The following is a 15,240-nucleotide window of genomic DNA, read 5'->3' as shown; positions in this document are numbered from 1 at the left end:
CCACACCCCGTGAGCGGCCCCGCACGTGAACCCCCGACCTCCCGGTTCCGTGCGGGGCCCTCCGCGTCCCTACTCCGAGCCCGGCCTCGGGGACCAGTGGAGCAACCGACATCGGCTGCTCCACTGGTCCCCAAGGCCGCGAAGCAGCCGACACCTCGTTGCCCGACAACGCAACTTGCCTCATGAACGCCGGGTATCATCCAGTGCCCGGTCTTGGCGTGGTGGGCGAGCAGGCCACGACCGTCCTCGTGCTGGATGACGACGCCGCTTCCGATAAGGATCTGGTTACCCGATGGCGGGCCTCAAGTCAGGCCCGGTTCTCGCCCTCGTGCAGGCGGCCCCACACGCCGGCGCGAGGTAGTCCTGCATCGGGGCCGGCGCGCGACCAGATCAGGAACCGGCGGTTGGCGGTCGACTTTGATATGCCGAAGCACGGCGGCAGGGGCCGCCAGGCGCAGCCGCTGACCAGCACGTAGACGATCGTGGCGAACACCGTCTCATCAGGCGTGTCCTGTGTCGGTCCGCCCTGTGGCCGGACCTTCGACGGTGGGATCAGCGGCTTCGCGATCGCCCACAGCCCGTCCGGCACGATCCAGTACCACGTTCCCCGCCCCATGACCGGTCAACGTCCGCCTCACCACGTAGGACACGGTCTAAGTGCGCCAGGAGACCACCAGCGCGTGTCGACGCTACTCGTGGGGTCCGGGCTGCACCGCTCTTCCGGTGGTCCAAGGGGGTCGGCCCGGCCTCACGGTGAAGGTTCCTTCCCCAGGCGATGCTGCATGTGGCGGCTGATGTCGTGCTCGCACTGGGCTGCGGGCTGCGGCAGGGCGAGGTGCTCGGCCTGCCGCCAGAGGACGTCGACTTCGCTAGGGGAGTCCTATGGGTTCGGCGCCAGGTCCAGCTCCTCGGCGGCCGCATGTATTTCACCCTGCCCAAGGGCGGCAAGGCGCGCGTCGTCGACATGCCCAGGTCGGTCGCCTCGGCGCTGGCCGAGTACTTCGTGGAGTATCCCGCGGTGGAGGTCGAGCTGCCCTGGGGCGGCCCGGAGCCCGAGCGCGAGAACCGACGATCACGCTGGACCACTATGCCCACGTCATGCCCGAGTCCGGAGGCAAGGGACGCAAGGCCTTCGACGGATGGCTCGACCCCACCGCACTGGCCATGGCCGCGTAGGACCTCAACGACCTCCTGACAGGGGCGGACCGGGAGTGGTGCGACGCCCGCGAGGGGGGACCCGAAACCGGCCAGGTTTCATTCTCCCCAGATTCTCCCCAGAGCCTTCGAACGGAGCTTGTGAGGGCCTTTCAGCGCCCTTGATCACCTGCCCCAGATCTTCCGGTACGCCGCCCGGTACCCGGGCGGATCCCACGTCGTGACGCCGCCGCTGTTGGCGGCCGTGGCGATGTGCACGGGGGCGACATATCCGCTGGCGGGTTCGCCGGAGAAGGCGCGGTTGAACTCGTCGACGATCTGCCAGCCCTGCTCCGAGAGTGCCTCGGGGACGGTGGCTGCCTGGAATTGCCTGCTGTTGATGCGTTGGAAGGCGGAGGGGTCGCCGTCGCCCGCGCCGATGTTGAAGGGGGGCGCGGCGCCCTTCTTGCGGGCGGCGCGCAGGGCCGGGGCGGCGTCGGCGAAGTACACGTCGTTGATGGCGACGGAGTGCGTCCACTTCTCCCCGAAGCGGGAGAGCAGCGCGGACACCTCACGGGCGGTCCGACTGCTGGTGTCCGAGATCGGGATGTTCTCCTCGGCCAGGAGTTTCACGCCGGAACAGGCGGCGATGCCCTTCTTGATCAGCTCGGACTTGTTCCTGGCGAACGGAATCGAGGCATCGGTGAACACGACGACTCCGGCGTCGCCGTGGGAGTGCGTCGTGATCCAGTCCGCGCTGATCTTCGCGACGTCCTCGACGCGGGTGGTGATGTTGCTGAAGAGTTCGGGATCCTTGCTCGGACCGGGGGAGTCGACCGCGTGCCAGCCGATGAGCGGGATGTGCTGCGCGTTGGCCCGCGCGACCTGCTGGGACGTCAGGCGCGGATCGAAGCCACCGATGACGATGCCGGACGGCCGGAGGGCGATGGCCTGGCTGAACGCCGATTGGATCCCGGCGGGGGTGCCCTGGCCGTCGATCACCCGGACGTTCCAGCCGAGGGTTCGCGCGGCTTCCCGCACCCCCTTGGCGGCGCCCGCGACACCGGGGTTGGTCATGGTCTGTGCGACATAGACGATGTTCTTGCCGGAGACCGCACGGGGGCCTGTGGTGGGGCCCTGCCACGCGGAGTCGGTCTTCTCGGCCTGCCGAACGGCCGCTTCGGCCTTGGCCAGGGCGGCAGGGCAGCCGGCCTTCGTCGGCCCCGTGGGCCGGGGCGCGGCGCCGGTCGACGAACCGCGCTCACAGCCGACGACGAGGGAGGCAGCCGCTGCCAGTACGACCGCGCCCCCCAGGACGGTCTTGCGGTTCGTGTGCACGGGCACTCCTCGCGGAGGGATGTCGGTGGGGCGGGGCAGCCGGAGTCACGAGGCGGCTTCGGGCGGGGGATGGGGTGCCCGGGAGGGTTCCGTCCGTCGTTGGCGCAGTTGCCGGCGCGCGGCGTAGCCGGCCAGGCCGACGGCGATGAGCAGGGTAGTGCCGTTGAACAGCGGGGTGACCCAGAACTGGGCGCCGAGCTGTCCGATGCCGACGAGGCCGATGGCGAGGACGGTGACGGCGACGAGGGTGCCCAGGGCGTTGGCGCGACCGGGTCTGATGGCGGTGGAGCCGAGCAGAGCGCCGACGAAGGCAGGAAGCAGGTAGTCCATGCCGACGCTGGGGTTGCCGATCTGCTGCTGCGCGGCGAGCAGGACACCGGCGACGCCGACGACCAGGCCCGAGCCGACGAAGGCGCAGACGATGTAGCGCCGGGAGGGGATGCCCACCAGGTCGGCCGCGCGGGGGTTGGACCCGATCACGTACAGGTACCGGCCGAAGGGCAGCCGTTCCAGGAGCAGCCACAGGACGGCGGTGAGGGCGAGGACGTAGAAGGCGGCCACCGGCAGGCCGAGGAACCTGGAGTCGTAGAGGGCGGTGAAGCCGGCCGGCAGCCCGTGCGGGCCGGGGACGATCCGGGCCCCGTCGGTGATCCAGCCGGTGAAGGCGTACATGATGCTGCCGGTGCCGAGGGTGGCGATGAAGGAGTCGATCCTCGCGAATTCGACGACGACACCGTTGACGGCGCCGACGACGGCCCCACCGAGGACCACCACGATACAGACGAGGGGCCAGGACCATCCTTCGGTGACGATGAGCTGCATCGTCGTGACGTGCGCGAGGCCGATCCCGTAGCCGATGGACAGGTCGAACTTGCCGGTGGCGATGGGAAGCGTCGCGCCGAGCGCGAGGATCGCGGTGACCGACTGGTTGGACAGGACGGCGGAGATGTTGTCCAGAGTGGGAAAGGTGTCCGGCAGTGTGAGGGAGAAGGTCAGGAACAGCAGGGCGGCGAGGGCCAGGAGGCCGTAGGCGCCGATGAGGTGTCCGAACCGGCGGCCCAGCGGGGGACGGGGCGAGGGGGCACGTGAGGGGGTCACCGCCTCGGCGTCCCGGTGAGGGCGTCCATGTTCGAGGCGGCGCCGGCCAGTGCGGTGACGGTGAGGGCGTCGCCGCTCAGCTCCACTGTCACGGTCCCGCGGACGAACACCAGGGCTCGATGGCACACGTCTGCGACCTCCTCGAAGTCGGTGGAGATGAGTAGCACGGCGAGGCCGTCGGCCAGCGCGTTCTGGAGCAGGCCGTAGATCGCGGCCTTGGCGCCGACGTCCACTCCGGCGGTCGGTTCCTCAAGGATCAGCAGCTTTCGGCTCAGCCCGAGCCACCGGCCGATCATGACCTTCTGCTGGTTTCCTCCGGACAGGGTGGCGATCGGGGCCTCGCTGTCCCGGGGATGCACCGAGAACCGCTCGATCAGGGCGGTGGCCTCGGCGCGCTCGCGCCCGGGGCTGATCCAGCGCTTGCCCGGCGGCCCCCCTGCCCTGGGGTTGGCCAGGAAGTTCTCCCGCACGGTCAGTTCGGGGGCACATCCCTCTTCCTGACGGTTGCTGGTCACGAAGCCGATGCCGGCGTCGACAGCGGCGGCGACCGTGCCCGGCCGGTACGGCCGGCCGTCGAGCAGGGCCCGCCCCTCGATGATCGGCCGGGTGCCGGCGAGGGAGCGGCCCAGTTCCATGTGCCCGGCGCCGGTGAGGCCCACCATGCCGAGGACCTCACCGGCGCGCAGGTGCAGGCTGACCGGTCCCGTGTGCTCGGTCCGTACGCGCTCGAGGCTCAGGACGGCGGGTCCCGTGGTGGGGGCGGCGAGCCGGTAGCCGCCCGGTTCGTACCCCACGATGTCGTGCACCAGCCGGGCAGGGCCGTGGTCGGCGAGCGGGCCGTGGCTGATGAGGCGGCCGTCGCGCAGGACGGCGAAGGTGTCCGCGACCTTGTACACCTCGTCGAGCCGGTGGGTGACGAAGACGATGGCATGGCCGTGGTCGCGCAGGGTGTGCAGGACGTCGAAGAGCCGGACGCAGTCCGCCGCCGGGAGGCTCGCGGTCGGCTCGTCCAGGACGATGAGCTCGGCCCGCGTGCACAGCGCGCGGGCGATGGCCACCAGGGAGCGCTCGGCCCGTGTGAGGTCCGCGACGACGGCGTCCGGGTCGAGGTGCACGGCGACGATGCCCAGGGCCTCGGCGCATTGCCGACGGGTCCGCCGCCACGACACCAGCCCCGCCCGGCGCGGATATCCGGTGCCCAGGGCGATGTTCTCGGCGACCGTCATCCACCCGACCAGTCCCAGGTCCTGGTGGATGAAGGACATGGCGTGGGAGGCCGCCTCGGTACCAAGTGGATGCCCGGCGACGGTCACCTCGCCCTCGTCCGCGTGGTGCACGCCCGCGAGCACCTTGATGAGGGTGGACTTTCCGGCGCCGTTGGGACCGAGCAGGGCCAGGATGCTGCCGGATCCGATGTCGAGGTCGACCGTGTCCAGGGCGAGCGTGCCCCCGAACCGCTTGCTGAGACCGCGTATGCGGACGAGAGGCTTCGGGTCACGGCCCGGGAGGGGATTGATGTCAGGAGCGTCGTGCACGGACTCCTCCGGGAGTCTGCCTCTTCGGTTCTTCCCGCAGGACCTGTCAGGATCATCTACCGCATGTCCGTCATATCATGACCCCTTCCGGCTTCGATGCCGGATGGGCCGTCAGATTGCGGGAATGTCGTCGATGTTGTCGAAATACACCTCAGCGGGTCCGGCCTTCCCTCCGGGCACCTCCAGGGCGCACTCGGCCCAGATGACCTTGCCGTCGGCGGTGTAGCGGGTGCCCCAGGACTGGGAGAGCTGCGCGACGAGGAACAGACCGCGACCGCCCTCGTCGGTCGTGGCCGCGTGGCGCAGGTGCGGGGCGGTGCTGCTGGTGTCGGAGACCTCGCACGTCAGCGTGCGGTCGTAGAGCAGACGCACCTGAATGGGGTCGGATCCGTAACGAATGGCGTTGGTGACCAGCTCACTGAGCAGCAGTTCGGTGGCGAAGGCCACCTCGTCCAGTCCCCATTCGGTCAGCCGCCGGGTGACGGAGCCGCGGATGGTGGAGACGAGGGCGGGGTCGGCGGGCAGGTCCCAGGTGGCGATCCGCTGGGGGTCCAGGGTGTGGGTGCGGGCGACGAGCAGGGCGATGTCGTCGGCGGGGTGGTCGGGTACCACGGCCTCGACGACTGCCTGGCAGGTCTCCTCGGGCGGGCGGTTCGGGGACGCCAGGGCCCGGCGTAGCTGCTCCAGGGCCGTATCGAAGTCACGGTCGCGGTCCTCGATGAGCCCGTCGGTGTAGAGGACCAGCTGGCTGCCTTCGGGAAGGTGGAATTCGGCGGTTTCGAAGGGGAGGCCGCCCAGCCCCAGAGGCGGGCCGGCAGGCAGCTCCGGGAAGATGACGGTGCCGTCCGGGCGGACCAGCGCGGGTGGGGGATGCCCGGCCCGGGCCATGGTGCACTGCTGCGAGGTCGGGTCGTAGATGGCGTACAGGCAGGTGGCGCCGATGATGCCGGTGTTGCCGTTCGAGGGGTCCTCGCCGCATTCCTCCCGGTCCAGGCGCCCCACGAGATTGTCGAGGTGGGTGAGGACTTCGTCGGGAGGGAGGTCCAGCTCGGCGAAGTTGCGCGCGGCGGTACGCAGTCGGCCCATGGTGGCGGCGGCGTGCAGCCCGTGGCCGACGACGTCTCCGACGACGAGGGCGACACGGGTGCCGGAGAGGGGGATGACGTCGAACCAGTCCCCGCCGACGCCGGACTCGGCCGGCATGTAGCGGTGCGCGACCTCTACCGCGTTCTGCTCGGGGAAGCCGTGCGGCAGCAGACTGTGCTGCAGGGCGAGGACCATGGTGTGTTCGCGGGTGTAGCGGCGGGCGTTGTCGATGCAGATGGCCGCGCGTGTGGCGAGTTCCTGGGCCAGGGAACGGTCGTCGTCCCCGAAGGGGGCGGGGTCCCGCGCGCGGTAGAAGCTCGCTATGCCCAGGACGATGCCGCGGGCGAGGAGGGGGACTGTGATCAGGGAGTGGAGGTCGTGGTCGAGGAGGCGCCGGGCGCGCACGGGATCCTGGGCGATCCAGCCCGAGGCGGACCTCAGATCGGGTTCCAGTACGGCCTCCCCGTTGGTCAGACAGCGGAGCTGGGGTGTGACCGGCTGGAGGTCGACCCGCTCGCCGGCGGGATAGAAGGGGCAGTCCTCGCGGATGCCGTGGACCACCGTGCGGTGGAGGTCCTTGCCCGGGTCGGTCGGCTCCTCGCCGCGCAGCACTGCCTCGGGAAGGTCGATGGTGACGTAGTCGGCCAAGCGCGGGACGGCCATCTCGGCGAGTTCCCGGGCGGTGCGGCTCACGTCCAAGGTGGTGCCGATGCGGGTGCTGGCCTCGGACAGCAGCTCCAGGCGGCGGCGGGCCGCCACGGCGTACTGCCCCACTCCCGGCTCGCCGACCAGTACCAGTCCGCTGGTCGCACCGTCGGCGGTTCGTTCTCCGACCCCGGGCGTGCCCGAGCCGTCGGGGGCGCGCGGCGGGCGGGCCGTCGTGGCTTCCCGGCCGGGTGCGAGGCCGGGAAGATGCCCGAGCGGCGGAACGGTGGGGGTGAGGGCCTGCTGCGTCAGGAGGCCGGAGGGCGCGTCGGTCTCGGTGGAGACGGCGAGGCGTTCGTGCCCCGAGGGGAGGACCGCCTCGATGACGACGCCCTCCACTCCGGAGGCGCTTGTCACCGGGCGGCTCAACAAGGTGACCCGCCTGCCGCCGGGCAGGGACACTTCGACGGCGGCGCGCTGGGCCGAGGAGATCAGCTCGGTGGCCTTCTCCTTGAGGATCATCTGGTCACGCCAGTCCAGCCCGCTCGCGCCCAGCTCGCCCAGCCGGCCGTTGCCTGCCGCATCGCCGGCCGGCACGAGGCCCCGGGCGTCGAGGTACGCCTGCAGCAGGGCGCGCTCGCGTACGGAGCTCTGCTCCAGCAGCCGACGCTCGATCACGCCGGCAGCCTTACGGATCACGAGGTCCAGCGCCGGATCCGCATCGGTGTGCGGATATCCGAAGCAGAGGACTCCCTCGATGCGGCCGCTGAGCAGGTCCCGGACGGGAATCGCCGAACACGCGTTGGACTGGGAGCGTTCGGCGAAGTGCTCGGCGCCGTAGATGTTGATCAGTCGCCTCTCCGCGAGCGCCAGCCCGATGCCGTTGGTCCCGCCGAACTCCTCGGCGAACACGAAGCCCGGGACGCTTTGGATCGCGGCCAGATGCCGGACCATGGAGGGTTCGCCGAAACGGCGTTGCAGCACTGCCCCGCGCTCATCGGCGAGGGCCACGTTCATGTTCTTGCCGTTGAACATGGCCCGCAGCCGGTCCAGCACGGGGGTGGCCGCGTGGACGAGGCGGCCGTCCAGATCGAGATCCTGGGTGAAGGGAAGCTCGCATCCGTCCGGTGAGAGCCCCAGTGACCGGGACCGCTGCCACGAACTCAGGATCGGGCTGCGCACAGCGCCCTCCACCGACCCCCCGTCGAGGAATTGCTCACGGGCGAGTGCGGGGCCGATGTCCTCCGCCACGAGCCCCATCCGGACCACTTCCCTCGTCGGTGCGTGCGGCCATGGCCACCCCTGCGTCGGAGCGGCTGCACGGTTGTTCCATTTTAGAACTTTGCCGACATAACGGCACTGATCGCACATGGGTGGCACGTCGGCACTCTCCGTGACGCAGTCGCAGGTGTCACAGGACCGCGATCGGATTGACGGGCGAGCCCGTACCGCCGGGGATGTTCAAGGGGGCTACCAGGAGTAGGAACTCGTAGCGCCCCGTCTCGGCGGCGGCGACGGAGAGCGCTTCGAGGTCGAGGTTGTCCAGCAGCGGTACCCCCATCGCGGCGACGGCGAGCGCGTGGACCGGTGAATTCAGGCCCTCGACCGGCGAGGGCCGTACATCGCTGTCGCCGTCGCTGCCGAGCAGGGCGATGCCGCGTTCGGCCAGCAGGGGCATGGCGTCCACATGGAAGCCCGCGCCGGCCGCGTCGAGGTCCCAGGCGCCCAGTTCCCGGCGGCGGCGGAAACGGCCGACCCGGAGCAGCACCGCGTCGCCCTCGCCGATGTTCACGTCGAGCGCCGCCTCCGCGGCGACGACGTCCGCGGCACGCACCGCCTGTCCGGGCTCCAGCCAGGCGTTCCCCAGAACGGCGGGCAGGTCGAGGAGCACCCCCTTGGTCACCAGAGGGCCGAGCGCCGAGACGTCACCGAAGCGGGCTCCACCGGCGCCCACGAGCTCCCGCGCCGTACCGCCGTCGTAGAGCCGCCCGCGGTAGGCGATGTGGGACAGCGCGTCCAGATGGCTGACGCCTTTGCCGTGGTAGTCGGCGCCGATGAAATCCTTGTGGGTGGAGGGCTCGGGAGGCTCGACGTCACCGAGATCGGACATGTAATGCAACGCCGGTTTGCCGTTGTCCGGGCCTGAGACGGTGTCCCACGGACGCCCCATCGGGACGACGGTCCCCGACCGGACCAGGGCGGTGGCCCGCCGGACGTGGTCCGCGGTCACCCGGTTCCAGGCCCCACGGTCGGCGGGCGCCCATCGGCCCCACGTGCGGACCGTCGCGAAAAGCGCGTCGAACTCCTCACGGGAGACGACCGGGCCGTTACGGACGGTGGCCGACGGCGGAGTCGGTGTCGGTTCATCGGTGGGATTGCTCATCTGCTGCTCAGCGCTCCGAGGGGGCTGTTGTGCGAGGCGGCAGGGCGGGCTGTTCTCTCCATCCGATGATCTCCTCCGCACGGGTGAAATGGCGACTCGGACTGCTGCGGTCGGTGCTGTGGTGGACATGCACTCTGGCGAGATCACACAGTTGAGCTGCCAGGAGGCGACCGTGCCCGTAGACCCGACAGACCCTGACACCTTCGAGGTCGAGGGCGCTGCCGACATCGACGTACTGGCGGCCGACTCGGCAGAACAACGCGCCTACCCGGCTCCGCAGTGCGATGCGTTTCTTGCCGATGGCGATCCCGACTCCGCCGACGAGCGTGACCGGGCGGAGCAGGCCCGGGTGGTGGAGCTGAACGAAGACGACTACCGCTGAGCCCGTTGTCCACCTGTTGTCCACCCGGCGCCCGCCAGGTGACATGACGGCGTCGCCTCGGTCGACGTGGCACGAGGGCCTGACGGGCGGCCTGCCCGGTGCCAGGTGCCCTCCGTTGCGGGGGCGTTGGTCCGGCACCGGGCAGGCCGCCGGACGGTGTCAGCCGTGGTTGCGGGCGGAGCGTCGTCGCATGGCCAGCATCAGGGTGGCGGAGCCGGCTGCCAGGACCCCGGCGCCACCGACAGCCAGTACGGCCGTTCGGCTGTCACCGCCCGTCTCGGCGAGACGCCCGCCTTGGGCGGATGGGGCGTTGGCCGCCTTCGCCGCGGAGCGGGGCTCGTGTCCGCCCTCGGCGGGCCCGCTCTTGGCGTGCAGTCCTTCGCCGTGTCCGCCGTCGCCGGGTCCGTCACCACCGTGCCCGCCGTGGTCGACCGTCGACTTTCCGGCCCCCTCGGTGATCTGTTCGTCGCTGGGAGCGGACGCGGCTGGTGCCAGTGCCTTTGTCGTCGACGCCTTCTTGCCGAAGTCCACGTCGGAGCAGGTGTAGAAGGCCTCGGGGCTGTCGGAGCGCTGCCAGACGCTGTAGATCAGGTGACGGCCGGACCTCTTCGGGACAGTGCCGTCGAAGACGTAGCTCCCGTCCTTCAGCGTGGGGTCGGTGACCTTGGCGAACGGCTTCGCTTCCAGGTTCGCCCACTTCAGCGGCTTCTTCGGGTCGTAACCGGCCTTCGTGATGTACAGCTCGAACGTGCCGCGGTGCGGGGCCGTCGCCCGGTAGTGGAAGGTGTGCTTTCCCGAAGCCAGTTTCGTCCCCGGCCAGTCGGCGCGCGGCAGGTCCAGGCCCTTGTACTTGTCGCGTCCGGCGCTGCACAGCTTGCCGTCCGGGATGATCTGGCGGTGGCGCCCGGCGGCGTCGCCGATGTTGACCTCGTTCCAGTCGTAGAGCGGCTGGGTGCCACCGGCGGCGACCATCGCCTTGCAGGCGGCCGAGCGCGGATGCTCCGGCCCCTCGGCGAAACAGGCGGACACACGGCTGACGGGATCCGTCATGGAGCCGTGCGCCGCGGCCGGGCCGGCGGTCAGCACGGCGAGGGCGAGGGGTGCGATACCGACCAGGGATATCCGTACGGCCTGGTGACGCATGCGCATGGGGGTCTCCTTGTGGGTGAGGGGGTGCCCCGCACGCCGGCGCGAGGTGGGGGGTGCCGTGCGTGCGGGGCGGTGTGGGGGGTGAGTGGGGGGAAGAGGGAAGCGCGTCAGCCCCGGAGGGCGGCAAAGGCCTTCGTGAAGGCGAACTCGTCCTGCAGGACCGAGCTGCAGGTCGCGGAGGCGGAGTTCTGAGCACCGCCCGGGCACTGCTTGTCGCGCGTGGCGGACCACATCGACAGCCAGCCGATCCCCTTGGACCGGCCGAACGCCACCAGTTGGGCCGCGTCGTCGACCTTGAAGATCTCGGTGGCCACGTCGTTGACGCCGATCATCGGGGTGACCGCCAGTGCCTTCCACGCGGCCTTGTCGCTCAGTCCCAGCACGCCCTTGACCTGTGCCTGTGTCGCGGTGGCCGCGTCGATGGCGTACTGCCCCATGTCGCCGTTGAAGGACGATCCGTAATCCATCGCCATGATGTTGACCGTGGATATGGACACGCCGTTCTTCTTGGCGTTCTCCACCAGGTTGACGCCGTCCTGGGTGAGGCCCGTGGGCATCACCGGCAGGGTGAAGGACACGTCGAGACCGGGGTGCTTCTTCTGGAGCAGGGCGATGGCCTGGGCACGCCGGGTGTTGGCGACCGTATCAGGCAGTGCGCTCCCTTCGACGTCGAAGTCGACCTTGGTGAGCTTGAACGCGTCCACCACCTTGCCGTACGCGGTGGCGAGCTCGTTGGCAGAGGAACAGGCGAGGCCGAGTTCGGAGCCGGCAGCGCCGCCGAAGGAGACCCGCACATCGCCGCCCGCCTGGCGCAGCGGACCGATCTGCTGAGCCACAGGGTTGCTGTCGATGTCGCTCACACCGCCCCACTTGGGGGTGCAACCGCCGCCGGAGGTGATGAAGGCAAGGTTGAAGTTCTTGACGCCGGTCTTCTTGGCCGTGGCCAGGAGGTCGTACGCGGGGTGGAGGAGGGTGTCGACGTACGGGGAGAAGGCGGTGCTCCTGCCACCCGGAGCCGGTGAACTCGCGGTCGGCTGCGGCTGCGTCGGCTTGGACGTCGGTTTGGACGTCGGCTTCGACGTCGGCTTGGAGGTGGCTTCGGACGTCGGCGCGGTGGTGGGCTGCGGGCCGGGGGAGTCGGCCGGCGAGCACTTACCGTTGGTGATCCGGCAGGTGACCGGGGAGCCGGCCGTTCCGTCCCCGGCCGCGACGAATCCGACGGTCACGGATTTGCCGGGGGCGATGGTCCCGTTCCAGCTCTCCGGTTCGACGGTGACGCTCCGGCCGCTGACCGTGTGCTTGCCGTTCCACAGCGAGGTGATCTTCGTGCCTTCAGGCAGCTCGAACGTCAACGTCCAGTGAGACTGTTCTTCGGCCGTGTCATTGGTGACCACGAACTGCCCGGTGTAGCCGCCCGTCCAGGTGTTGGTCCGGGAGAAGGTCGCGCCGACGGACGCGGCGCTGGCCGTACCGGTGAGCGTGAACGCGGCGCCCGTCGCCAGCGTCACGGCGATGCCGGCACCGACCAGCTTCGCCTTGCGGCTCACTCGTCGGCGATGTGCGGAGGAACCCATCGCGTACCTGCCTGTCATGTGTTGGGGGGTGACGCGGCAGCACGCTAGCGAGAACGAATCGGACCAATCGTCGAATGGTGAGCCGGGCCCCGCTATTTATGGCGGGCTTAAGAAACGCATGGGTGGCGGTTAAAGAAGCGGGGCCGGCCGGGCGACGGGAGCCGGTGAGCGAGCCGGCTCAGGAGTCCCGCCGGCCGCCCGTCTCGCGTCCCGCGCCGGAGCGACGTATCCGGCGGCGCCGTTCACGACGTCGCGGCTTGCCTCCTCCGCCCAGCGAGAGCCACACGCGTACTTCCGTCCCACCGAGCACCGACCGCCCGATCCGTACGTCGCCACCTGTGGACTCTGCGACCCGGCGCACGATGTCCAGGCCGAGGCCGGTGGAGCCGGGGCCGCCGTCGCCATGGCCGCGACGCAACGCGGCGTCCGGGTCCGCGATGCCCGGGCCCGCGTCCGAGACGAGCACGATCACGGCGTCCTCGCTGTGGTGCACATCCACCGCGAAGGCGGTGCCCTCGGGGGTGTGCCGGAAGACGTTGCCGAGCATCGAGTCCAGTGCGGCGACGAGTTCGGGACGGGCGACGGGGACCCGTACGGTCGCGTCGACGCCCGCGAGCCGTACCGCACGCCCCTCGTCCTCGGCGAGCGCGGACCAGAAGTCCATCCGGTCACGGATCACTTCGCAGGCATCACAGCCGAGCGAGGGCCGCTCCGTGCGTTCGCCTTGCTCACGGGCAGCGCAGATCAGCTGGTCGACCTCGCGTTCCAACTGCGCGACGGCGGCGCGGGTCTGCTCGGCGGCCGGGCCTTCGCCGAGCGACGCCGCGTTCAGGCGGAGAACGGTGAGCGGGGTACGCAGCCGGTGCGAGAGATCGGCGGCGAGCTCTCGCTCATGCGAGAGAAGCTGCACGATCTTGTCGGCCATGGAGTTGAACGCGACGGCCGCGGCGCGCAGTTCCGCCGGACCGCCCTCGCGGACGCGCACACCCAGCTTCCCCTCCCCGAGCTCGGCGGCGGCCTTCGCGAGCCGCTCCGCCGGGCGCACCAGACGCAGGCCGAGCCGGTCCGCGGTGGCGAGGGAACCGGCGACCAGGCCGAGGCCCACACCGGCGAGAATCACCCAGGACGTGGTGACCCCGTTGCCGACCGAGCGGTGCGGCACGTACACCTCGACCACCGCGAACTCGCCGGTGCTCAAGGCCGTCGGCTGGAGCAGGGCGTAACCGCCGGGCACCGAGGTGACGGCGGAGCGACCACGGCGGGCCGTCTCCACGTCGCGCGGGTCGGCCCGGCGTCGGCCGATGTCGTACGCCTCGTGCGTGCCGTGCACCTCGCGCGAATCAGCACCGGCCCCCTGCCGGGTACTGCCGTTGCCCGGTACGTGGACGGCCATCCGCCCGTCCCCACCGGCCTGCGAGCTCGCGACCGCCCGCTCCAACTGCTCGCGGTCGGTGGTGATGGCGAGCGCGGGGCGTATCTGGGCCGCCTGTCGCTCGGCGTCGGCGAAGGCCCGGTCCCGGGCCAACTCCTTGACCACCAGCCCGAGCGGCACGGCGAAGGCCAGCACCACCATCACGGTGACGGCCAGCGAAACCCTGATGAGTGCCCATCTCACGCCTGCTCCAAGGGTGCCTCCGGCGGCACCGAGGGCGGCCCCTCCGGAGGCTCCAGCTTCACCCCGACCCCGCGGACGGTGTGCAGATAACGCGGCCTGGCGGCAGTCTCGCCCAGCTTGCGGCGCAGCCACGACAAGTGCACATCGATGGTCTGGTCCTCACCGTAGGACTGCTGCCAGACCTCGGCGAGGAGCTCCTTGCGCGGTACGACGACCCCCGGGCGGCCGGCCAGATAGGCGAGCAGGTCGAACTCGCGCCGGGTCAAGTCCAGCGCCCCACCGTCCAATTCCGCCAGCCGACGTAACGGGTCGACCGACAGCCCACCGACCCGCAGCGCTCCGGACGGCACCGCCTCGCCGGGCGCGCCACCCCTGCCCGCCCGGCGCAGCACGGCGGCCATGCGCGCGGTCAGATGCGCCACGGAGAACGGCTTGACCAGATAGTCGTCGGCGCCGTCGGTCAGCAGCCGGATGATCTCCGCCTCGTCGTCCCGTGCGGTGGCCACGATGACCGGCACATCGGTGATGCCGCGCAGCATCTTCAGGACCTGCGCCCCGTCGAGATCCGGCAGCCCCAGGTCGAGGATGACCAGGTCGAAGCCGACCTGTGCCACTTCGCGCAACGCCTCGAGAGCGGTTCCGACGCTGCGGACGGTGTGCGAAGCCTCGGTCAGCTGCCGGATGAGGGCGGAGCGCACGAACGGATCGTCCTCGACTACGAGCAGTCTTGCCATGGGCCGCACCGTACGCCATTCGGGTGAGGCACTATGAGCCAGGTGAGGCGAGGAATCATGCAGGTCCTGTTGTGGGCGCTGGCGACCGCGGCCGCCATGGCCGTGTCCTGGTACGGGGTACGGACCGTCCTGGCGGGCACGGCCTACGAGCCGCCGCGCGCGCTTCCGATCTCCGGCGCGGCGGCTCCGACAGCAGGCGAGTCGGCTTCCTCCACCCGTGGCCCCGAACCCCCGGTGTCTCCCTCCCGCCCGGCCACCACGGCACCGTCCGCGACACGTGTCACGCCCACACCCACGCGCGAGGCCGCGCGCCGGCCCGATGCTCAACCGCCGTCCGGTGCCACCGAGGTGAAGAGCTACGCGGTCCGGGGCGGGCGAGCAGTCTTCGATCTCGGCGAGAACTCGGCCACGCTCGTCTCGGCGACGCCGGACGAGGGGTGGCAGATGCGGGTGTGGAAGCAAAGCGCCTGGATCCGGGTGGACTTCGTGGCCGGCACGAAGACGACTTCGGTGTTCGTCACCTGGAACGGGCACCCACCCCAGGTCCAGACGGTGGAGAGCTGACCC

11 protein-coding genes and 1 pseudogene are annotated in these 15,240 nt (G+C 70.5%); 2 read left to right on the top strand and 10 right to left on the bottom strand.

Going from position 1 to position 15,240, the window contains the following annotated elements; genetic code table 11:
- Positions 1 to 325: 325 nt before the first annotated feature.
- The 6 genes and pseudogenes from FHS38_RS32680 to FHS38_RS32655 form a co-directional block, all read right to left on the bottom strand.
- Positions 326 to 616 (bottom strand): annotated as a pseudogene (locus FHS38_RS32680) (transposase); the annotation flags it as partial.
- Between the two features lie 704 nt (positions 617 to 1,320).
- Complete coding sequence (locus FHS38_RS32675; RefSeq protein WP_311775308.1) at positions 1,321 to 2,472, bottom strand: substrate-binding domain-containing protein; 1,152 nt, start codon at positions 2,470 to 2,472, stop codon at positions 1,321 to 1,323.
- A gap of 45 nt (positions 2,473 to 2,517) precedes the next feature.
- On the bottom strand, positions 2,518 to 3,570 hold the full coding sequence (locus tag FHS38_RS32670; protein ID WP_184739839.1) for an ABC transporter permease: 1,053 nt from the start codon (positions 3,568 to 3,570) through the stop codon (positions 2,518 to 2,520).
- Positions 3,567 to 5,105 (bottom strand): sugar ABC transporter ATP-binding protein, encoded by a 1,539-nt coding sequence (locus tag FHS38_RS32665; protein ID WP_184739837.1) that lies wholly within the window; start codon positions 5,103 to 5,105, stop codon positions 3,567 to 3,569. Before FHS38_RS32665 ends, FHS38_RS32670 begins: the two co-directional genes overlap by 4 nt.
- A gap of 111 nt (positions 5,106 to 5,216) precedes the next feature.
- Positions 5,217 to 8,096 (bottom strand): SpoIIE family protein phosphatase, encoded by a 2,880-nt coding sequence (locus FHS38_RS32660; RefSeq protein WP_184739835.1) that lies wholly within the window; start codon positions 8,094 to 8,096, stop codon positions 5,217 to 5,219.
- A gap of 151 nt (positions 8,097 to 8,247) precedes the next feature.
- Positions 8,248 to 9,219, bottom strand: coding sequence for a cyclase family protein (locus tag FHS38_RS32655; protein ID WP_184739834.1), 972 nt, complete (start codon positions 9,217 to 9,219; stop codon positions 8,248 to 8,250).
- Between the two features lie 127 nt (positions 9,220 to 9,346).
- Here FHS38_RS32655 and FHS38_RS32650 point away from each other — a divergent pair, with 127 nt between their 5' ends.
- The gene (locus FHS38_RS32650; protein ID WP_221495637.1) at positions 9,347 to 9,601 is read left to right on the top strand and encodes a hypothetical protein; all 255 of its coding nucleotides are present in this window, start codon (positions 9,347 to 9,349) and stop codon (positions 9,599 to 9,601) included.
- A 159-nt stretch (positions 9,602 to 9,760) separates the two neighbouring features.
- Here FHS38_RS32650 and FHS38_RS32645 read toward each other — a convergent pair whose 3' ends face one another.
- From FHS38_RS32645 to FHS38_RS32630, 4 genes are all read right to left on the bottom strand, one after another.
- Entirely contained in the window at positions 9,761 to 10,750 is a 990-nt protein-coding gene (locus FHS38_RS32645; RefSeq protein WP_184739832.1) for a lytic polysaccharide monooxygenase, read from the bottom strand.
- 107 nt (positions 10,751 to 10,857) lie between these two features.
- Positions 10,858 to 12,324, bottom strand: coding sequence for a cellulose binding domain-containing protein (locus FHS38_RS32640; RefSeq protein WP_184739850.1), 1,467 nt, complete (start codon positions 12,322 to 12,324; stop codon positions 10,858 to 10,860).
- Between the two features lie 178 nt (positions 12,325 to 12,502).
- The gene (locus tag FHS38_RS32635) at positions 12,503 to 13,939 is read right to left on the bottom strand and encodes a sensor histidine kinase (RefSeq protein WP_184739830.1); all 1,437 of its coding nucleotides are present in this window, start codon (positions 13,937 to 13,939) and stop codon (positions 12,503 to 12,505) included.
- Positions 13,936 to 14,673 (bottom strand): response regulator transcription factor, encoded by a 738-nt coding sequence (locus tag FHS38_RS32630; RefSeq protein WP_184739828.1) that lies wholly within the window; start codon positions 14,671 to 14,673, stop codon positions 13,936 to 13,938. The genes FHS38_RS32635 and FHS38_RS32630 overlap by 4 nt, the downstream gene beginning before the upstream one ends.
- A gap of 33 nt (positions 14,674 to 14,706) precedes the next feature.
- Here FHS38_RS32630 and FHS38_RS32625 point away from each other — a divergent pair, with 33 nt between their 5' ends.
- Positions 14,707 to 15,237: an RAD23 family protein gene (locus FHS38_RS32625; RefSeq protein ID WP_184739826.1), complete on the top strand. Its 531-nt coding sequence runs from the start codon at positions 14,707 to 14,709 to the stop codon at positions 15,235 to 15,237.
- Positions 15,238 to 15,240: the final 3 nt, after the last annotated feature.

Source organism: Streptomyces netropsis (assembly GCF_014203545.1).
Taxonomy (GTDB): Bacteria; Actinomycetota; Actinomycetes; order Streptomycetales; family Streptomycetaceae; genus Streptomyces; species Streptomyces netropsis.
Note: the sequence above shows the minus strand (reverse complement) of the source record. Positions and strands in the feature narration are given on the sequence as shown.

Excerpts from the sequence above, each read along its gene's own strand:
- FHS38_RS32650 (WP_221495637.1), top strand. The coding sequence starts at position 9,347 with ATGCACTCTGGCGAGATCACACAGTTGAGCTGCCAGGAGGCGACCGTG.
- FHS38_RS32660 (WP_184739835.1), bottom strand. The coding sequence starts at position 8,096 with ATGGGGCTCGTGGCGGAGGACATCGGCCCCGCACTCGCCCGTGAGCAA.
- FHS38_RS32630 (WP_184739828.1), bottom strand. The coding sequence starts at position 14,673 with ATGGCAAGACTGCTCGTAGTCGAGGACGATCCGTTCGTGCGCTCCGCC.
- FHS38_RS32655 (WP_184739834.1), bottom strand. The coding sequence starts at position 9,219 with ATGAGCAATCCCACCGATGAACCGACACCGACTCCGCCGTCGGCCACC.
- FHS38_RS32645 (WP_184739832.1), bottom strand. The coding sequence starts at position 10,750 with ATGCGCATGCGTCACCAGGCCGTACGGATATCCCTGGTCGGTATCGCA.
- FHS38_RS32625 (WP_184739826.1), top strand. The coding sequence starts at position 14,707 with ATGAGCCAGGTGAGGCGAGGAATCATGCAGGTCCTGTTGTGGGCGCTG.
- FHS38_RS32640 (WP_184739850.1), bottom strand. The coding sequence starts at position 12,324 with ATGGGTTCCTCCGCACATCGCCGACGAGTGAGCCGCAAGGCGAAGCTG.